Below are 19,206 nucleotides of genomic sequence, written 5' to 3' on the forward strand. Positions count from 1 at the left end.
ACATCGGGGGATCACCATGCGGCTCGGCCTGTTCTTCGGTTCGCTGATCCTTGCGCTGCTGATCGGCGTGCTGGCGCTGCAGGTGCCGGCCCCGCGCGGGGCCGATGCGGCACCGGAGGCCTTTTCGACCGAGCGGGCCATGGCCGACATCCGCCAGATCGCCCGCGCACCCCACCCGGTCGGCGACCCCGAACATGCCCGCGTCCAGGCCTATCTGGTGCAGCGGATGACGCAGCTGGGGCTGGCCCCGACGCTGCAGTCCGGCCCCCTGTCGCCCGAGGCGGTCGCGCGGCTGGCCCGGTGGCGCGACGCCCCGCCGGTTCCTGGCGAGCGGGCCGTGAATATCGTCGGCATTCTGGCCGGTCGCGATCCGGCTGCACCCGCCGTCATGATGATGGCCCACTATGACAGCGCCTGGGGCTCGCCCGGGGCCGCCGATGACGCGACCGGAGTCGCCGCCATTCTGGAAGCTGTCCGCGCCATCAAGGCCCGCGGACCGCTCGAGCGGACACTGGTTGTGCTGATCACCGATGCCGAGGAGCTGAATCTGGACGGCGCACGCCTGTTCTTCAGCGAGCATCCGATGCGCGACCGGATCGGCATGGTCGTCAATCTGGAGGCAAGGGGCGGCGGGGGCCGGGCCACCATGTTCGAGACGGGCATCGACAATGCCGGGACCATCCCCCTGTTTGCCCGGGCCATGCGCCGTGCCGACGGCGGGACGACGTCGACCTCGCTGGCCGGCTATGTCTATGCCCTGACGCCCAACGGTACCGACTTCACCATTCCGCGCGAGCGCGGCATCGGCGGGGTCAATTTCGCCTTCATCGGCCGCCCCTCCCAGTACCATTCCCCCACCTCCACCCCCGAGGCGCTGGACCCCGGCAGCGTCCAGTCGATCGGATCGCAGGCGCTGGAGGTCACCGACACCCTGCTGCGCGTGCAGACACTGCCCGAGGCCGGGCCGAACCGGGTCTATGCGGACATCCTCGGCCGGGTCGTGATCGGCCATGCCACAGGCACGGGCTGGCTGCTGGTGGGGCTGACGGTCCTTCTGGCCGGGTTCGCCGTCTGGCGCTCGGGGACGGCCAGCCGGTCCGGACTGGCCGACATGGGACGCGGGATGCTGGGCGGGCTTTGGCTGGTCGCCAGCGGACTGGTGCTGATCCAGGCGGTGCGGGTGCTGGCCGGGCCGCTGACCCGGCGGGTCGACTCGGCGGATGCCTATTACACCCTGTTGCGGCGGCTGCCGTGGATGGAGGGGGCGACGATCCTCGCCGTCGTCGCGGTGGCGCTGGTCCTGCTGGCAGGCCGGGAGGGAATCGGTCGCCGGGTCGTGGCGGGCGTGATCGCAGGGGCCGCGCTTCTGGCCATGGTGCTGGGCGGGTTCGATGCCGTCGTGCTGGTCGCTGCCGTGATCGCCATCGGCCTGACCCTGTGGTCACAGGGCACGGCCCGCACCCCCTGGGGTCAGTGGCTGGGGCTGGTCGCCCTGATTGGCCTGCTGGCGCTTGCGGGTCAGGCCCTGGCCCCGGAGGCCGGGTTCCTGTTCGTGTGGATGGCGCTGCTGGCCGCCTTCGCTGCTGCGCTGACGGCCGTGGTCGATTCCCGGATGGAGCGGCCGGTCGCCCTGGTCCCGGCGGCGATCGCGACCGTCATCGGCGGGGCCTGGCTGGTCGGTCTGGCGCACGGCGTCTTCCTCGGCATCGGCATGGACTTTCCGGGGGCCCTGATCGTCATCGGCCTGCTGGTTCTGCTGCTCGCGCGCCCCCTTGGCCCGCGCGGCCAGCCCCGGGCCCTGGCGGCCGGGGCCGCGGCCTGCCTGATCCTGGCGTGCGGCCTGTCCGTCAGCGGCCGGATCGCCGAGCCCATGCCGGTCCCGGCCCCGGGTGGCCCGAGCTGACCCCGTCCGCACCGGCCGCGTAACCGCACGGGCACATTCGACGAAGGCTGCTCCGTCACGTTCGGAGAGACCGACCCATGATCCGCCTGATCGTCCTGCTATCGGCCCTGGCCGTCGCCATCGGGGTGTCCGCCTCGATCCGGCTGCCACCAGCCACGCCAGCGCCCGCCGCGGCCCGCAGCGACCTGACCGTTGTCGAGCTGTTCACCAGCCAGGGCTGCTCGTCCTGCCCGCCGGCCAACGCCAATCTGGGCATCCTGGCCCAGCGTCAGGACATCCTCGCCCTCAGCTGGGGCGTGACCTACTGGGACCAGCTGGGGTGGAAGGACACCTTTGCCTCGGACGCCTACACCCGCCGGCAGCGCGACTATCAGCGCGGCCTGGGCACCGACAACGTCTGGACACCCCAGGTCGTGGTCGACGGCCGCCGCCATGTCGTCGGCCAGCGGATGGCCCAGATCGAGGCCCTGATTGCCCGGCATGACCCCTTCACCGGTCCTCAGATCGTCATCCGCAATGGCGGCGTCGGCCTGGCCGGAGGCCGCGCCCCGGTCGCCCCCGCCGACGTCTGGCTGGTGCGTTATGAGCCGCGCCCGATCGAGGTGCCGGTGGCCCGCGGAGAGAACGGCGGCAGCACCCTGCCCCACGCCAATGTGGTGCGCGAGCTCGTGCGGCTGGGCGACTGGTCCGGCACGACCCGAGGCTTCCGCCTGCCTGCGGCTGCACGTCCCGACCTGAAGACGGCCGTCCTGATCCAGGCCCCGAACGGCGGGCCCATCCTCAACGCCGCGCGCGGCTGACAAGGACGGGTCCAGCCATGCCGGAGCCGCTGGCGCGGCCGTGATCGTCCGGCTGCCGCCCCGCCGCGTTCAGGAAACAGGGTTTGCCAGGGCGATCTGCAGACCGGCGCAGTCCTTCCGGCGCGAGGCCGCGACAAGTGCTTCGTATTCACCTCGCATGCGCGCCAGATCATCAACGTTGTTGCCTCGCATCAGGAAGAACAGCGCTGGCCAGAACACCACCAGCCCCACGCCCGCAGACCAGATGTCTTCATTGGCCCGCCGTCGCTGGTCTCCCGTCAGAGTGTGAACCTCACGGCTGATGGTTCGAAGATCCTCTTCAATCCCGGCACAGCTATAGCTCGCATACTGGGCGGGCGAGATGTATTGCGAACGAACGTAGTCAGGGTTCGATGCACACCCGGACACCATAAGAGCAGCGACAAGACCTATAGTAAAAGCTTTATTCATACTGATCCCTTCCCAATACAGCATTCACGCTATCCCTACATGAGCCGTACAGGTTAAGTCCGACTTTTCTCTCGTCCTTAACTTGTTTGGTGACGAGCCTCCTAACCAAACGTCGTTCTTTGACGCGGCGGTATCGTGCGTTATCGCAGTCGATACGACAAAAACGGTCGCATCCTCTGCCTGGCACTGAAGGTCCGGGGGAGAACATCTTGTGAACGAGAACAAACCATGCACATAGTGCGTCTCACAGGGAGCGGGTCACAGCCATTTGGCTGAAGGCGGGCCTCTCCTTCCGGTACCGAAACAGGAATCATGGCAAAGGAGAGTGGCAAGGTGGCAGCACAGGCGAATCTGAAATTGGTAGGCAAGGACGACGGCGACAAGCAGCGCGCCCTGGAAGCCGCGATCGCGCAGATCGATCGCGCTTTCGGCAAGGGTTCCGTCATGAAGCTCGGCAAGGGCGGGGTGGCGGACATCATTCCGTCGGTCTCGACCGGCTCGCTGGGTCTGGACATGGCCCTGGGCATCGGCGGCCTGCCGCGCGGACGGGTGATCGAGGTGTTCGGTCCCGAAAGCTCGGGCAAGACGACACTGGCCCTGCACACCGTGGCCGAGATCCAGAAGGCCGGCGGGACTGCCGCCTTCGTCGACGCCGAACATGCGCTGGATCCCGGCTATGCCCAGAAGCTGGGCGTCAATCTTGACGACCTTCTGGTGTCGCAGCCCGATACGGGCGAGCAGGCGCTGGAGATCGTCGACACCCTGGTGCGGTCCGGGGCCGTGGACATTGTGGTGGTCGACTCGGTCGCCGCCCTGACGCCGCGCGCCGAGATCGAGGGCGAGATGGGCGACAGCCTGCCCGGCCTGCAGGCCCGCCTGATGAGCCAGGCGCTGCGCAAGCTGACGGCCTCGATCTCCAAGTCCAACTGCATCGTCCTGTTCATCAACCAGATCCGTCACAAGATCGGCGTGATGTACGGCTCGCCCGAGACGACGACGGGCGGCAATGCGCTGAAATTCTATGCCTCGGTTCGCCTCGACATCCGCCGCACCGGCGCGATCAAGGACCGCGATGAAGTCGTCGGCAACACCACCCGCGTCAAGGTCGTCAAGAACAAGGTGGCCCCGCCGTTCCGCGAGGTGATCTTCGACATCATGTACGGTGAAGGCATCTCGAAACTGGGCGAGATCATCGACCTGGGCGTCAAGGCCGGGATCATCGAGAAGTCCGGCTCCTGGTTCAGCTATGACTCGACCCGCATCGGCCAGGGCCGCGAGAATGTGCGCAACTTCCTGAAGGCCAACCCCGACATGGCCGATGCCATCGAGGACAAGGTCCGCAAGTCCACCGCCAAGATCGCCGACGAGCTTCTGGGCACGCCTGAGCCCGACGAAGGTCAGGACCTCGAGGGCTGATCGACAATCCTCCCCCGGAGCGAAGCGAACGGGGGAGGGGGACCGCGAAGCGGTGGAGGGGCAATCCCCGCCATGGTCGCTGCCCCCTCCCCCCCTGCGGCTCGGCTGGGGAACACAGACACTCCGTCTGGCTGGTCCCTGCGACCCGCCGCCGACCCCGCAGGGTTCGGGCCGGATGGAGTTGGACCGCCCGGGGCAACCCGGGCGGTCTTTTTTCGTCAGGACAGCCGCAACATCAGACGGGCAGACCCAGGGTCCGCAGCGCGCTCTCCGACCTTTCGCGGAAGGGGAAGAAGCCGCGACTGGCCAGTGGCCAGAGTCCGTCGTCCCAGGGCCGCCGTACCATGACCAGATCCAGCCCGGCCGCCGTGATCACGGGCCCGGCCCGGGTCAGCTCTGAGGCTGTGGGCCCGACCGGCACATAGGGCGTGACGATACCGCGCGCGCCGGCCGCGGTTGCCGCCTCGACAAGCGCCTCACCGGTCAGGCCCGCCAGCCTCTGGGCCGGATGGCCGTACCGAACCCCTGCCCGCTGCTCGGCATCGGCCATCGCCCCGGCCAGAAAGGCCTGCGGATGTTCGCCCAGCCGTTCGGCCCCGGGCTCCAGCGCCGAGACGACACCCCGGATCTCCCATGGGCCGATGGTGTCCCCGGGCGTCAGGTCCTCGGGCGTGATCAGCAGCAGATAGGGCCCGTCCGGCGTCTCGCGGCGAGCGGGCGGCAGGGGACCAGCCGCCGGGACCGGGATCTCCTGAAGGGCCCGCGCCTCGGTCGCCAGCCCCTTGGGCCGGAACCGGCCCTCGGTGAAGCGCGAGATGTTCTCGGCCGTCGCCAGATAGGTCTTGCCGGCCGTCTGCAGCCCCGCGACCCAGCGCCAGGACAGGGTGTTCGAGGCCGGATCGGCATCCAGCAGGTGACGCAGAAAGAAATCCGCCCCCAGCGACCAGGGCAGGCCCAGGGTGAAGATCCAGATCGAAGCGAACCACATCCGGGCGTGATTGTGCAGCCAGCCCGTCTCGACCAGTTCCCGCGCCCAGTCGTCGAAGCCTTCGATACCGGTCCGGCCCTCCTCTGCCGCGCGCACGGCCTCGGCCATCGGATCATGCTGCGCCCGCTCGATCTCGAACCGGGTCCAGACCTCGGGCCGCATTTCGAGCCAGCCCTTCCAGTAGGTACGCCACAGCACCTCCTGGATGAATTTGTCGGCCCCGCGTGCGCCATGGGCCTCGATTGCGGCCCGTACGGCCTCGTCCTCGGTGACCAGCCGTCGCCGGATCCAGGGCGACAGGGCCGAGACCGAGATGTTCCGGCCCGGACCGAAGTCCGTGTTGCGGTTAGCCGAATAGGCCCGACCCATCCGCGGCGCGAATGCCTGCATCTGTTCCAGCCCGGCGGCACGGGTGGGGTCCCAAGCCGTCACCGGGCCATCGCCTCACGCCGGAACATCGCCCGCTGCAGCCCCGGTCGGACCTTGAGGAACATCCGGTACAGTCGCTCCAGAGCCGCCAGCACCAGCCCATTGCGCGCGATCAGGCCCAGGGGCCGCAGCAGCGGAATGGCGCGCCACATCGCCGCAAAGGCGGCCGCCCCCGACAGCATCTTCCCGTCCTCGCGGGCATGAAACCGGGCCAGCAGGGCATCGCGGTCCATCGGACAGGCGCTCTCTCCGGACGACACATCCACGAAGTCGATCGCCTCGCGCCGGTCCAGCCGCCGCATCAGGGCGATCTCGCGCCGACACAGCGGACAGCCCCCGTCAAACCAGACTGTAACCTTTGTCATCTGCGCGTCTTAGGACATCCCGGACTGGCGCGCGCTGCGTCATACGGTATCCAGCCCCTGACCGCGGCACCAATCGCGTGGTTGTTCATTACGCCGACACCTGAACCGGAGCCCACCATGACCAATGCCGTAGAGACCCTGTCCCTGTTCAATCTGGCCGAGACCGATGACGGCTTTCTGCTGGAAATCGGCGGCAGCGGAGGCAGCACCCTGACCCTGGCCGCCAGCGCCGAGCAGATCGACGCCATCATCGAGGCGCTGGACGCCCTGCTGTCAGACGACGACGACGCCATCGAGGACTGATCGGCGCAGGCCGGGCGGGGCACGCGTGCGGGGTGATGCGTTCGCGCGCAAACCTCTGTATGAGGCGCGTTCCCCGCCGTCCCCGATCGCCGAAACCGAACAGCCATGTCCAGTCTGAAACAGATCCGCTCGACCTTCCTCGACTTTTTCGCGGCCGACGATCACGCCAAGGTCCACTCGGCCCCCCTGGTGCCGCAGAACGACCCGACGCTGATGTTCGTCAATGCGGGCATGGTGCCGTTCAAGGACTATTTCACCGGCGCGGCGACGCCCCCCTACCCGCGCGCCACAAGCTCGCAGAAATGTGTTCGTGCTGGCGGCAAGCACAACGATCTGGACAACGTCGGCTATACAGCCCGCCACCTGACCTTCTTCGAGATGCTGGGGAATTTCTCCTTCGGCGACTATTTCAAGGAACACGCCATCGAGAAGGCGTGGACGCTGGTCACGAGGGACTACGGGCTGGACCCCAAGCGTCTGCTGGTTACCGTCTATATCGACGACGATGAGGCCGCCGCGATCTGGAAGAAGGTCACCGGCTTCTCTGACGACCGGATCATCCGCATCGCCGGCTCGGACAATTTCTGGGCCATGGGCGACAGCGGTCCCTGCGGTCCCTGCACCGAGATCTTCTGGGACTATGGCGATCACATCCCCGGCGGCCCTCCCGGATCTCCGGACGAGGACGGCGACCGGTTCGTGGAGATCTGGAACAACGTCTTCATGCAGTTCGAGAAGGAGAACGACGAGATCGTTCGCAGCCTTCCCAAGCCCTCGGTCGACACCGGCATGGGCCTGGAACGGATGACCAGCGTGCTGCAGGGCAAGAATTCGGTGTTCGACACCGACCTGTTCCAGACCCTGATCGAGGCCTCCGAGGACGCCACCTCGACGAAGGCCGAAGGCGACCGCGCCGCCAGCCACCGGGTCATCGCCGATCACCTGCGTTCGACCTCCTTCCTGATCGCCGATGGGGTGACGCCGTCGAACGAGGGCCGCGGCTATGTCCTGCGCCGCATCATGCGCCGGGCCATGCGTCACGCCCACCTGCTGGGGGCCGCCGATCCCCTGATGCACCGTCTGGTGCCGACGCTGGTGGCCGAGATGGGCGAGGCCTATCCCGAACTGGCCCGCGCCCAGGCCACGATCGAGGACACGCTGAAGCAGGAGGAGATCCGTTTCCGCACGACCCTTGGCCGCGGCATGGGGCTGCTGGAAGACGCGACGCGCGATCTGGCCGACGGCGGCGTCATCCCCGGCCAGACCGCCTTCACCCTGTACGACACCTATGGCTTCCCGCTCGACCTGACCCAGGACGAGGCCCGTCGTCGCGGTTTCTCGGTGGATACCGAGGCCTTTGATGCCGCGATGGAAGAGCAGAAGAAGCGCGGCAAGGCCAACTGGAAGGGCTCGGGCCAGTCGGCCTCGACCAGCGAATGGCTGGCGCTGAAGGACCGTCTCGGGCCGACCGTCTTCACCGGCTATGACGCCGTGGACGGGTCCGGCGAGGTCCTGGCGATCCTGATGGACGGCCAGCCCGCGGACGCCGTCGAGACCGGCCAGACGGCCGAGGTCCTGTTCGACCAGACGCCCTTCTATGGCGAAGGCGGCGGTCAGGCCGGCGACCGGGGCGAGATCGAATGGGACACCGGCACCGCTCGTGTCCTCGATGTCCAGAAGCCGACCGGCGACCTCTATGCCCACACGGTCGAGGTCACGTCCGGCACCCTGTCGATCGGCACCCGGGCGCAGCTCCGCGCCGGGGCTGACGCCCGGCTAACGACCCGCGCCAACCATTCTGCGGCCCACCTGGTGCATGCGGCACTGAAGAATGTGCTCGGCCCGCACGTGGCCCAGAAGGGCCAGCTGGTCGATGCCGAGCGCATGCGTTTCGACTTCAGCCACAATGCCCCGGTGACCGAGGCCCAGATCGAGGCCATCGAGGCCGAGGTCAATGCCGTGATCCGCCAGAACCTGCCCGCCACGACCCAGCTGATGGGTCCGGAAGAAGCCATTGCGGCCGGCGCCGTCGCCCTGTTCGGCGAGAAATATGGCGATGAGGTGCGGGTGCTGACCCTGGGTCGCTCGCTGGTGGACGAGAAACCCTATTCGGTCGAGCTCTGCGGCGGCACCCATGTCGCCCGTACCGGCGACATCGCCCTGTTCAAGATCACCGGCGAGACCGGCATCGCTGCGGGCATCCGTCGCGTCGAGGCCGTGACCGGCGAGGCCGCGCGCCAGTTCCTGCTGGCGCAGGCGGGCGTGGCCAAGGCGCTCGCCCAGAGCTTCAAGGTCCAGCCGCTGGACGTGCCCGCTCGCGTCGAGGCCCTGGTGGCTGAACGCAAGACGCTGGAGAAACAGGTCGCTGATCTGAAGAAGCAGCTGGCCCTGGGCGGCGGTTCGTCAGCCTCGGCGGCACCGGAAGAGATCAACGGCATCAAGCTGATCGCCCGTGTCCTCGACGGGGTCGATGGCAAGGGCCTGCGCGGCGTGGCCGAGGATTTCCGCAAACAGGTCGGGTCGGGCGTCGTGGCCCTGATCGGCGTGACGGACGGCAAGGCTGCGGTCACCGTGGCCGCCACCAGCGACGTCACCGACCGCGTGAACGCGGCCGACCTCGCCCGCGCCGCCGTCATCGCGATGGGCGGTCAGGGTGCGGGCGGCAAGGCCGACTTCGCCCAGGGCGGGGCCCCGGACGGCTCGCTGGCCGAGGCCGGACTGGCTGCCGTGCGGGCTGCGCTGGCGGGTTGATTGGCGACCGCAGGGACGTCTGTCGCTGACATCCCTGCGGTCCTGATCCCGGCGCCGATTTGCCGGTCAGATCGTCTGTGAGCGGCGTGGACTCTTTCCGGCTAAGGTACCGAATGGCAGCTCTAGGCCACTGGAAACGCCGGAATCGACTCTGCTGGCAACCTGGCTGAGCCAAGTCGTATGTGGCTTGTAGCTGGGGGAAACCGGACGTTGCGAATGTCTGCGGGGGTGGTGATCAGACATGCAAACGGCCCCGCCATTGCCAGCGGGGCCGTAACGATCTTGTTTTGAAGCGAAAGCCGTCAGCCGGCCATTTGCCGACGCTGGATATACAGCGCTGCGCCTCCGGCGAGGATCGTGCCAAACAGGATCATCGCCCATTCCGAGAGGGTGGGAATCGGCGCTGGCGCTCCGGCGTCGAGCACGACATTGTCGATCCGTTGAATATACGGGCCGGAATCATGGACCGTCTCGAAGTAAACTCGCACAGTTTGTCCAGCGTAGGCGCTCAAGTCGTAAGGGCCTCTTGTTTGGACGCTGTCCACGGGCTGATCGCCAGTGCGGGTGTATAGCGTCGTCAGCACGGCGTTGGCCGTGCTTCGAATTTGAAGAGAGCTGCGATCGAGGGGGCCGCCCCCGCTGCTGGAAGTGCCAAGGGAAAGAGTGAGGGCGCCGGGCCCCGCAGGTAGCGTTACGGTTTGGTACAAGCCGCAAGTTGATGGTCCAAACGCGCTTGATCGCGCATGTCCACCTGTGACGCCGGGCACCACGTCGCTAGACCACGAGTATGTGCAGTTTGCCCCTGCATCTAGCGTCCAGCCGGTCAGGTCCGTATTGAAAGAACCATTGGTGATAATGTCGGCCGCATTGGCCGCTTGTGGAAACGCGATCAATGCCGCGGCACCAAAAGTCGCAATGGTTAAGCCGATAAATCTACGAACCATGTTTCCCCCGGAACAAAAAACCACGGCACTGGCCGTCGCTTAAGTGTCGGTAACTGCGGTACCTTTCAGACGCAAGTGCCGCAGAAGATTTTCGTGCCGAGCATCAGCTAACGAGAGAATACGGCCAGGCTTGGCTATCTGACCGGCGCAAGTTTTTCGCTTAAGGCTGTCCGCTGGAACCGATGGTTTATTCGCCCAAGGCTGCCGTGGACCCGGCTTGGGAAGAGCTAGGAGCGGACCTGAAAACCGACGCCTCCGAACGTCCGCTACGGGTCGAGATCGGACATGACCTGGCAGGCGGAAAGCGGACATTCGGCGCATCGCCCGAAAGCGGACCTTCCGAACTGCCGAGTGGGCGAGCGCCATCCCGTTCCGGAGTGGGTTGGCCGGCATCCCCCACACTCCAGAACGGCGTTACGGGGTTTGCTGTTAAGCCATCACGGTCCGGGTCGGCTCAGGGTCATTCAATCATGACGCCGGTCAGTCCAGCGCCTTCACATTGTCGTCCGAGTTGCGGTCGATCCATTTGTTGTAGGGATCGACGCCGGCGAAGGCGGGCTTCTCGTCCGTCACGAAGCGGAACACCTGGGTGCCGCTGCGCAGTTGGCGACGCTGGAAGGCCATGACGCTGGTTTCGTCGAAGGCCTTCTTGCCGGGCTCGGCGCTGAACAGGCCGATGTCGAAGGTCTCGTTCAGCGGGCTTTCGGTCTCCTCGCCCTTTCCGTCAGCATAGAGTTTGCGCGCCTCGACCGTGATGGCGACGTCCCACTTGCCGTTGGGCAGGCGACGGGTGGTCGTGTCGGTGACCTTCACGTCATACAGGGTGATCCGCTCCATCAGGTCGGTGATCAGCGCCTGTTTTTCCGCCGGGGCATTGGCCCGCAGCGCCGCCACCAGATCCAGCGAACGCGGATAGGGCGCGCCCTTGAAGGCATGGGCCGCGATCAGCGAGCGCAGGGCGGTGTTGACGGCCGCCTCACCAAGCTGGTCCCGCAGCAGATACATGACCGATCCGCCCTTCTGGTAGTGGATATAGCCCTGGTTTTCGACCCGATAGAGCGGCAGCTCTTCCAGCCGTTCCGTTCCGCGCGAGCGCAGATAGTTGTCCAGCTCGTACTTCAGGAACCGGCGGATATTGTCCGGGCCATAGGTCTTCTCCATGACCATCAGGGCCGAGTACTGGGCCAGGGTTTCCGACAGGCTGGTCGAGCCCTGCATGTCGGCCCCGACGATCTGGTGCGCCCACCACTGGTGCCCGAGTTCGTGGGCGGTGACATAGGTAACGTAGTCGATCTTTTCGGGATTGCGGAAGTCGGCGATGAATCCGAGGTTTTCGGAATAGGGCATGGTGTTCGCAAAGGCCTGGGCGAACTGGCCATAGGGGAACTCGATGATCCGGGCCTGGCGGAACTGATAGGGCCCGAACGCAGGCTGGTAGTAGTCCAGACCGGCCTTCAACGCCGCGATCATCCGCGGGACGTTCCGCTCGTGGCCGGGCTGGTAATAGACGGCCAGATCAATGCCCTTGTAGGTCTCCTGTTCGACCTCATAGGCCGCCGACTGCACCGAGAAGAAATGCAGGATCGGAGCCTCGGTGACGAAACGGGCCGTCCGGCGGTCGCCGGTCGTGACGTCCGAAACCTTGTAGCCCGGCGCGATCGGGGTCTGGTCGGCCACCGTGGTGACCGTGATGTCGGCCGTGACCCAGTCGGCTCCGATATAGTTCTTGCCCTGGGCGGTCGTGTCCTCGAGCTTTGCCATCCGCAGCTCGGCGGGCAGGCCGAATTTGCGCCGCTTGGTCCGGTCGCTCAGCAGGCCGTCACGGCTCATGCCGATCTGGGGCGCGAAGGCCGAGTTGTTCAGGAAGGTACCGTTGTCGACCAGATTGGTCGTGGCACCGCTGTTCGGGAAGCCCTTCTGGGTCAGCTCGGTCTCGAAGGTCACGGTGCGTCGCTCGCCCGGGGCCATGGGCGTGGCGAAACGATAGATGCGGTAATCGAACCGTTCCCACTCGCGGGCCATCTCGGCACCCTGCACGTCCAGCCGGGTCATCTGCAGGTCACTGTCGAGCCAGCGCAGGTGCATCTCGCCCAGCGGAGCCCCCGTCCGGTTCTCGATCAGATAGCTGCCCCTGGTGACCAGTCGCGGCGTGTGCGGGTCGAGATCGAGGTCCAGCTTGACGCTGACGATCGACGGCTGGGGTGTGTCCTCGAACCGAAGCAGGGTCTTTTCGTAGTCTGCCTGCAGCGTCTCGTTCCAGTCGCGGGTGCGATAGTCGTTCCAGACGTTGGTGTTGACGAAGATGAACCCACCCAGCCCGATGAAGGCCAGCAGCGAAACCGCTGCAAGCGCACCTGCCGGGCCCATCAGACGGCGCGGCAACCGCTTCAGCCGGGGCAGGAAGCGCGTTTCGGTGCCCCGTCGCCAAAGGCCATAGGTGATGACCATCAGGATGACGGCAAAGGCGGTCCAGTAGGCCGTCAGCCAGTTGGCGGCCGTCCCGAAATCGCCGCGGCCGTTCATGTCCGAAAGCGGCACGGCCGGCGTCGATCCGTAGCGGTACAGGATGTGGTCGAAGCCGAGATTGGCCAGCACCAGGGTCGTGATCAGATAGACGACCATGATCGCCCAGCCGACGAACTTGTTCGGCGACATCGCCTGGATGAAGATCGCGAGGATGGCCAGCAGGGCGTAGCTGATCGCCTCGGGGAGCACATACCAGAACAGGTATTTGTCGAGCTCCAGCCCGACCTCGCCCTTGTAGAGCTGAACGGCAATGCCGGACAGGGTGGCGATGACCAGAGTCGCGACCAGCACCAGCGTCAGGCCCAGAACCTTGGGCACCAGGAAGGTCCAGTCGGGGGTCGAGGTCGCATCGACGATCTCGTGGGTACGACGCTCCTTGTCGCGCCAGACCAGCTCGCCGGCATAGTAGATGGCGACGATGATCGAGACGATGCCGAAGGCTCCGCTCAGGAGCTGGATGACCGAACGGGTCACCAGCAGGGTCGGAGCCCCGAAGATCTCGCCCGCGAACAGCAGCGCTCCGACGGCATTGAACGCCCCCAGCACCATCAGCACGGCAAAGGCCGGGCTCTTGAAGATCAGGGCCATCTCGAATCCGGTCCGCTTGCGCAGCTGGGTCCAGCCGGCGGCGAGGCCATAGCTCGGTGCCGGCAGCGGGCCGGTCGAGACAGGGGTGGCGGCATCCTTCTCGGCCAGGGCGCGCAGCTTCTCGGTCTTGCGCAGCTTGGCACCGCGTGTGGCCGGGCGGTACAGCAGATAGGCAGCCGCCAGGAACAGGACACCGACCCCGGTCCAGATCAGGCGATTGTAAAGCAGTACGCCTTCCATTGCCGGCATCAGCGTGTTGCGCTCGGCAGGGGTCCAGTAGCGGGTCACCTCACCGAAGGCCGACAGGCCGAACGGCTCCAGCCAGGCCAGGATGTCGCGAAACTCGGGTCGGTCCAGCGACGACGTGAGCGTCAGATAGACGATGAAGAAGGCCACCACACCGACATAGGTCGCCATCATCGAGCGGGTGACCGTCGCCAGGGCAAAGAAGATCGCCGAGGTCAGGAAGACCGCCGGCAGGCCCAGCACCAGATAGGCAAAGGCATAGTGGTCGGGCCGGAACGCGCCGATCGTCTCGCGGTCCACCCAGGGCATCAGGGTGCCCAGCACCGTCCCGATGGACACGCTGAAGAAACACAGGGCCACGGCCGCAAACGCTCCGAGGAACCGCCCGTACAGATAGTCGAACTTCGTCAGCTGGCTGGCCTGGATCATGGGCCCGAAGCCGGACGTCGCATCACGCGCCACGACATTGGCCACGATGGCGGTCGTCGCCAGCATGAAGAAGACGGCCATGATCATGTGGGTGATGGCCAGGGAGAACGGCGAGTTCAGGTTCGTATTGCCCCCGCCCCCGATCGAGATGTTCTCGCCGGCGGCCACCAGGCCAAAGCCCAGCAGGCCGAACAGGATGGCGATGACCCAGAAGGCCGGCTGGCGCAGCTGGTAGCGGAATTCGAAGGCGGCGACCTTGGCGAACATGGTGCTGTTCCCCGGATCAGGCCGCGACGCGGCGCGAGGCGCTCAGCGTCGAGAAATAGACGTCTTCCAGGCCGCCGGAGACCGGCTCGAACCCTTCGCCCGGACGGCGATCGGACAGGACGTGGATGACCGTTCGGCCCGCGAACAGACGGGTGGAGATGACCTCGAACCGGGCGCGGTGATCCTCCAGCGCCTCCTTGTCGATGGCCTTGCGCCAGACCCGGCCCTCCATCCGCTGCATCAGGTCGGCGGGCGCCCCTTCCAGCTGGATCTTGCCGGCGGCCAGCACCGCCATGCGGGGGCAGAGGTCGGCCACGTCCTCGACGATGTGGGTCGACAGGATGATCACCACCTGCTCGCCGATCTCGGCCAGCAGGTTCAGGAAGCGGTTGCGTTCCTCGGGATCGAGGCCCGCCGTCGGCTCATCGACGATGATCAGCTTCGGATTGCCGATCAGGGCCTGGGCGATCCCGAACCGCTGGCGCATGCCGCCCGAGAAGCCCGCCAGGGCCTTCTTGCGCACGGGCCAGAGATTGACCTGGTTCAGCAGGCTGTCGACCGTGTCCTTGCGATCCTTGCCCGAGGCAATGCCCTTGAGCACCGCCATGTGATCCAGCATGTCGTAGGCCGACACGCGCGGATAGACGCCGAAATCCTGGGGCAGATAGCCAAGGGTCCGGCGCAGCTTCTCGGGCTCCTTGATGACGTCGATGCCATCGAAATCGATCGCGCCCGAGGTCGGGGTCTGCAGGGTCGCGATCGAGCGCATCAGCGTCGACTTGCCCGCACCATTGGGGCCCAGCAGGCCGAACATGCCGCGCGGCACCTCCAGGCTGACATCGTCCAGCGCCCGGGTGCCATTTCCATAGACGTGGACGAGATTCTTGATCGACAGCATGACAGCCCCCTGCGTAAGTCAAGGAACCTTGTCAGTGGCGACTGCCCACCGCAAGTTACCGATCGTTTAGAACTCGACGGCCCGTTCGCCCCTCAGTCGGCCGTCCATGCTTTCGAAGGTGTCGAGCCCGGTCTTCCGGAACCGCGCGAGCACCCGGTCGCCGGGGCCCAGCAGTTCGAAACCGCCGACGACGGGTCGCCAGATCGACCCCTCCCTCAGCGACGGCACGGCGCAGCGTTCGACGCTCGCCTGATGGCCCACACCCGCTTTCAGGGCGCTGAGGGCAATCCGGCAGACCGTGTCGCCGTCTCGGATCGACCACAGGCCATAGATGTCGTCGACCGCCGCCACCGTCCTGACCGCAGGTGTTTGGGACGGCATGGGCGTATCCTCGGCTGTGCATGCGATCGCCGGACTGGCCATCGCTAGGATGGCGACGACCACGGCGCGCGGGTGTTTCAGTCCAGATGTCATCGTCTCGCTCCGGCCCGCCCCCCGCCTGACTATCCGCCGGCCGGCCCGCGCCCGCAAGCGCTGGCCTTCGACTAACGGTCCGCTAAGGATCGCGGTCTATCTAGGCGGGGTTGAAAAGGCTAAACTGCACGCTCAACGGAGCTGTCCTCGCACGTGTTCGGCAATCTGCTTCCAACCCGACCGGGTACCGAACCCCTTGCCGAGGCGTTTCGCGCCTGTCGGGTGCATTTCGTCTGGGCCGCTGTGTTCAGTGCCCTCGTCAACATCCTGTACCTCGCACCGACCCTGTACATGATGCAGGTCTACGACCGCGTCGTGCCGACCGGCGGCATGGTCACACTGACACTCATCACCGCCGTCGTGGTGTTCGCGCTGGGGACGCTCGCCGGGCTGGACTGGCTGAGGACCCGGCTGCTGGTACGCGCGGGGTTGAGGCTGGACCGCAAGCTGGCTTCGAAGGTCATGGCGCGGGTCGTGGACCTGCAGTCACGCCAGCCCGCCACCCAGGCGATGCGCGAGTTCGACAATGTCCGCGGTGCGGTGTCCGGACAGGGCGCACTGGCCATCTTCGATGTGCCGTGGACACCGCTGTATCTGATCTGCTGCTTCCTGCTGCACCCCTGGCTGGGCGTTCTGACCCTGGTCGGGGCGACGATCCTGTTCGGCCTCGCAGTCCTGAACGAGCGGGATAGCCGGCCGCGCCTCAAGCGTGCCATCCAGTCGACCAATGCCGCCTATGCAGCCCAGGAAGGCGTCGCCGGCCAAACCGAAGTGGTCCGTGCCCTGGGCATGAAGCGGTCCAGCATCGCCCGCCAGATCGCCCAGCGCGAAGCTGCGACCGAACAGTATGCCGACGCCCAGTTCACGGGCGGCAAATACACCGGCGTGATCAAATTCCTCCGTCTTGTGCTGCAATCCCTTGCCCTGGGGCTCGGAGCCTATCTGGCGGTGAAGAGCGAGATTTCGCCGGGTGCCATCATCGCCACCTCAGTCCTGCTGAGCCGGACCGTTGCCCCCATCGAGCTGCTGGTCGGGGCCTGGCCCTCGCTGACGCAGGCGGTGTCCAGCTGGAAGACCCTGACCGACCTGTTTGCCGATACGGCGGCAGTCGATCGCCCGCGCACCGCCCTGCCCGCCCCGGTCGGCAAGCTGGCCGTCGAACAGGTCAGCGTGCGGTTCCCCGAAACCGAAGCCCCCCAGCTGCGAGGCGTGTCCCTGACGCTCAATCCCGGACAGACGCTGGGCATCGTCGGGCCTTCGGGGTCGGGCAAGACGACTCTGGCGCGGGTCATCGCCGGCGCCCTGACCCCCACGACCGGAGCCATCCGTATCGACGGGGCCGACTATGCGGCACGCGATTCCGACGATCTGGCCCGCCACATCGGTTACCTGCCCCAGAACCCCAGCCTCTTCGCGGGTTCGGTCAAGGACAACATCTCAAGGTTTGCAGGCTCCGTTGGCGTGTCGCCGGCCGAGATCGACGCGCGCGCGGTCGCGGCCGCACAGGCTGCGGGGGCCCACGAGATTATCCTGAAACTGCCGCGCGCCTATGACACGGTGCTGGGCCCGTTCGGAGCCGGGGTTTCAGCCGGCCAGGCCCAGCGCATCGCCCTGGCCCGGGCTCTTTATGGTGATCCGGCCCTGCTGGTTCTGGACGAACCCAACTCCAACCTCGACGGAGATGGTGAAACCGCCCTGATGAGCGCGATCCTGAGCGCGGCTGCGCGCGGGGCCGCCGTCGTCATCGTCGCCCACCGGGCCGGCGTCCTGTCGCGCGTCGACCGCCTGCTGATGTTGCGCGACGGCGTCGTCCACGAGCAGGGCCCGCGCGAGGACGTCCTGGCCAAGGTGCGCGCCAATCCTGCGCCGGCCCCCGTCGGGCGGCCCTCATGACCGATCTTTCGGCCCCCGCCAGCGCCCAGCCGGGACCTTCGGAAAAGCTGGACTCGCCAAGGGGTGAACTGCGGCTTGGCGCCGTGATCATCGGCCTGTTCTTTGTCCTGTTCCTCGGCTGGGCCGCGATTGCGCCGCTTGACGCCGGAGCCTTCGCCCAGGGCTCGATCGCCGTGTCCGGCAACCGTCAGGCCGTCCAGCATCGTGAAGGCGGCACGGTCACGTCCCTGAGCGTGGCCGAGGGCGACCGGGTCCGTCAGGGTCAGGTTCTGATCGAACTGTCGTCCGGCGAACTGCGCGCCACCGAGCGCGGCGTGACCGGCCAGGTCTTTGCCCTGCTGGCTCAGCGGTCGCGGATGATCGCCGAACGCGACGGCCTGCGCAGCATCCCGGTTCCGCCCGAGTTCGCCGACCTGTCCCCCGAGGACCAGCTGCTGGCCGACGAGGCCCTGCGCCTGCAACGGCTCCAGTTCGGGGCCCGGGGCACCAGCCGCGCGACAGAGACCGGCGTGCTGGGCCAGCGCACGGCCCAGCTGAACCAGCAGATCATCGGGCTCGAGCGCCAGATCGCCGCCAACATCGAACAGCGTCGCCTGATCGAGGAAGAAACCAACGGCATGCGCGAACTGGCCGCCAAGGGTTTCGCTCCCCAGAACCGCGTGCGTGCGCTGGAACGCAACGCCGCGGCCCTCGACGGCGAGCAGGGCTCCCTGCGCGCCGAGGTCGCCCGCATCCGCGACGCGATCGGCCAGACCCGGCTGGAGACGGTCGGCGTCTCGACCAAACTCTACGAGGACGTCGCCGAGCAGCTGCGCACCGTCGAGATCCAGCTGAACGAGCTCCAGCCGCAACTGGCCCAGCTGCGCCGCCAGATCGCCAGCAGCCGGATCGTCGCCCCCGCCACCGGCCAGGTGCTGGGTCTTTCGGTGTTCACCGAGGGTGGTGTGATCCAGCCAGGCCAGACCCTGATGGAGATCGTGCCGGACAATGCGTCCCAGGTGATCGTCGCCTCGATCAATCCGGCCGATATCGACAACCTGCAGGTCGGGCTCGAGACTGAGGTCAAGTTCCCCGGCTTGCGCGAACGCAACCCGCCGATCCTGCGCGGCGAGGTCACCCGCGTCGCGGCCGACGCCATCACGCCCGAAGGTGCCGAACAGAGCCAGTTTCGCGTCGAGATCGTCGTGCCGCCGTCCGAGCTGGAAAAGCTGGGCCGCTCCGCCGACGCCATCCGGCCGGGCATGCCGGTCGAGATCGTCATCGTCCTGAAGAAGCGGACCGCCCTCGACTATCTGATCGAACCCCTCACCCGCAGCCTCTGGCGCACGGGGTCGGAGCAGTAGGCATCATCCGAGAGGTGGCCAACTCTTCCTTCTCCCCTTGCGGGAGAAGGTGCCCCGGAGGGGCGGATGAGGGGTCAGGCGGGACCATGAGACCTGCTGAAACCTGGCATTCAATCGCCGTGCAACCCCTCATCCGTCACGCTTCGCGTGCCACCTTCTCCCGCAAGGGGAGAAGGAAGGTCGCAGCGCCACC

Annotated in this window: 14 protein-coding genes; 7 read left to right on the forward strand and 7 right to left on the reverse strand. The window is 66.8% G+C overall.

Annotated features, from left to right (window positions below; translation table 11 throughout):
- The first annotated feature begins 16 nt into the window (after window positions 1-16).
- Window positions 17-1,903 carry a M20/M25/M40 family metallo-hydrolase gene (locus GGR13_RS00090; RefSeq protein ID WP_183211437.1) on the forward strand — a complete coding sequence of 629 codons (1,887 nt, stop codon included), beginning with the start codon at window positions 17-19 and terminating at the stop codon, window positions 1,901-1,903.
- Window positions 1,904-1,980: 77 nt separating this feature from the next.
- On the forward strand, window positions 1,981-2,703 hold the full coding sequence (locus tag GGR13_RS00095) for a DUF1223 domain-containing protein (RefSeq protein ID WP_183211438.1): 723 nt from the start codon (window positions 1,981-1,983) through the stop codon (window positions 2,701-2,703).
- Window positions 2,704-2,772: 69 nt separating this feature from the next.
- Here GGR13_RS00095 and GGR13_RS00100 read toward each other — a convergent pair whose 3' ends face one another.
- A complete protein-coding gene (locus GGR13_RS00100) occupies window positions 2,773-3,177 on the reverse strand; it encodes a hypothetical protein (protein ID WP_183211439.1) in 405 nt (134 codons plus the stop codon).
- 309 nt (window positions 3,178-3,486) lie between these two features.
- On the opposite strand from GGR13_RS00100, the gene recA reads away from it, so the two are divergent.
- Window positions 3,487-4,569, forward strand: a complete 1,083-nt coding sequence (gene recA / locus GGR13_RS00105) for a recombinase RecA (protein WP_183212235.1) — start codon at window positions 3,487-3,489, stop codon at window positions 4,567-4,569.
- A gap of 235 nt (window positions 4,570-4,804) precedes the next feature.
- Here the strand turns inward: recA and GGR13_RS00110 are convergent, their stop codons facing one another.
- The gene (locus GGR13_RS00110) at window positions 4,805-5,989 is read right to left on the reverse strand and encodes an FAD-binding domain-containing protein (protein ID WP_221230363.1); all 1,185 of its coding nucleotides are present in this window, start codon (window positions 5,987-5,989) and stop codon (window positions 4,805-4,807) included.
- Window positions 5,986-6,351 (reverse strand): thiol-disulfide oxidoreductase DCC family protein, encoded by a 366-nt coding sequence (locus tag GGR13_RS00115; RefSeq protein ID WP_183211440.1) that lies wholly within the window; start codon window positions 6,349-6,351, stop codon window positions 5,986-5,988. Before GGR13_RS00115 ends, GGR13_RS00110 begins: the two co-directional genes overlap by 4 nt.
- 117 nt (window positions 6,352-6,468) lie before the next feature.
- Between GGR13_RS00115 and GGR13_RS00120 the strand changes: the two genes are divergently transcribed.
- Window positions 6,469-6,654 (forward strand): hypothetical protein, encoded by a 186-nt coding sequence (locus GGR13_RS00120; protein WP_183211441.1) that lies wholly within the window; start codon window positions 6,469-6,471, stop codon window positions 6,652-6,654.
- Window positions 6,655-6,759: 105 nt separating this feature from the next.
- Entirely contained in the window at window positions 6,760-9,405 is a 2,646-nt protein-coding gene (alaS, locus tag GGR13_RS00125) for an alanine--tRNA ligase (protein WP_183211442.1), read from the forward strand.
- Between the two features lie 302 nt (window positions 9,406-9,707).
- On the opposite strand, the gene GGR13_RS00130 is transcribed toward alaS, so the two are convergent.
- The 4 genes from GGR13_RS00130 to GGR13_RS00145 all read right to left on the reverse strand — a co-directional run bounded on the left by GGR13_RS00130 (window position 9,708) and on the right by GGR13_RS00145 (window position 15,777).
- Complete coding sequence (locus tag GGR13_RS00130; RefSeq protein ID WP_183211443.1) at window positions 9,708-10,349, reverse strand: IPTL-CTERM sorting domain-containing protein; 642 nt, start codon at window positions 10,347-10,349, stop codon at window positions 9,708-9,710.
- A gap of 480 nt (window positions 10,350-10,829) precedes the next feature.
- Window positions 10,830-14,405 (reverse strand): M1 family aminopeptidase, encoded by a 3,576-nt coding sequence (locus GGR13_RS00135; RefSeq protein ID WP_183211444.1) that lies wholly within the window; start codon window positions 14,403-14,405, stop codon window positions 10,830-10,832.
- Window positions 14,406-14,421: 16 nt separating this feature from the next.
- On the reverse strand, window positions 14,422-15,303 hold the full coding sequence (locus GGR13_RS00140; RefSeq protein WP_183211445.1) for an ABC transporter ATP-binding protein: 882 nt from the start codon (window positions 15,301-15,303) through the stop codon (window positions 14,422-14,424).
- A gap of 66 nt (window positions 15,304-15,369) precedes the next feature.
- Window positions 15,370-15,777 carry a hypothetical protein gene (locus GGR13_RS00145; protein WP_183211446.1) on the reverse strand — a complete coding sequence of 136 codons (408 nt, stop codon included), beginning with the start codon at window positions 15,775-15,777 and terminating at the stop codon, window positions 15,370-15,372.
- 153 nt (window positions 15,778-15,930) lie between these two features.
- On the opposite strand from GGR13_RS00145, the gene GGR13_RS00150 reads away from it, so the two are divergent.
- Window positions 15,931-17,670, forward strand: coding sequence for a type I secretion system permease/ATPase (locus GGR13_RS00150; protein WP_183211447.1), 1,740 nt, complete (start codon window positions 15,931-15,933; stop codon window positions 17,668-17,670).
- Entirely contained in the window at window positions 17,667-19,013 is a 1,347-nt protein-coding gene (locus GGR13_RS00155; RefSeq protein WP_183211448.1) for an HlyD family type I secretion periplasmic adaptor subunit, read from the forward strand. The genes GGR13_RS00150 and GGR13_RS00155 overlap by 4 nt, the downstream gene beginning before the upstream one ends.
- The last annotated feature ends 193 nt before the right edge of the window (window positions 19,014-19,206 follow it).

It is taken from the genome of Brevundimonas variabilis (assembly GCF_014199945.1).
Lineage (GTDB): Bacteria > Pseudomonadota > Alphaproteobacteria > Caulobacterales > Caulobacteraceae > Brevundimonas > Brevundimonas variabilis.

Excerpts from the sequence above, each read along its gene's own strand:
- GGR13_RS00145 (WP_183211446.1), bottom strand. The coding sequence starts at position 15,777 with ATGACATCTGGACTGAAACACCCGCGCGCCGTGGTCGTCGCCATCCTA.
- GGR13_RS00115 (WP_183211440.1), bottom strand. The coding sequence starts at position 6,351 with ATGACAAAGGTTACAGTCTGGTTTGACGGGGGCTGTCCGCTGTGTCGG.
- GGR13_RS00140 (WP_183211445.1), bottom strand. The coding sequence starts at position 15,303 with ATGCTGTCGATCAAGAATCTCGTCCACGTCTATGGAAATGGCACCCGG.
- alaS (WP_183211442.1), top strand. The coding sequence starts at position 6,760 with ATGTCCAGTCTGAAACAGATCCGCTCGACCTTCCTCGACTTTTTCGCG.
- GGR13_RS00135 (WP_183211444.1), bottom strand. The coding sequence starts at position 14,405 with ATGTTCGCCAAGGTCGCCGCCTTCGAATTCCGCTACCAGCTGCGCCAG.
- GGR13_RS00095 (WP_183211438.1), top strand. The coding sequence starts at position 1,981 with ATGATCCGCCTGATCGTCCTGCTATCGGCCCTGGCCGTCGCCATCGGG.
- GGR13_RS00120 (WP_183211441.1), top strand. The coding sequence starts at position 6,469 with ATGACCAATGCCGTAGAGACCCTGTCCCTGTTCAATCTGGCCGAGACC.
- GGR13_RS00100 (WP_183211439.1), bottom strand. The coding sequence starts at position 3,177 with ATGCTGTATTGGGAAGGGATCAGTATGAATAAAGCTTTTACTATAGGT.
- GGR13_RS00090 (WP_183211437.1), top strand. The coding sequence starts at position 17 with ATGCGGCTCGGCCTGTTCTTCGGTTCGCTGATCCTTGCGCTGCTGATC.
- GGR13_RS00130 (WP_183211443.1), bottom strand. The coding sequence starts at position 10,349 with ATGGTTCGTAGATTTATCGGCTTAACCATTGCGACTTTTGGTGCCGCG.
- GGR13_RS00155 (WP_183211448.1), top strand. The coding sequence starts at position 17,667 with ATGACCGATCTTTCGGCCCCCGCCAGCGCCCAGCCGGGACCTTCGGAA.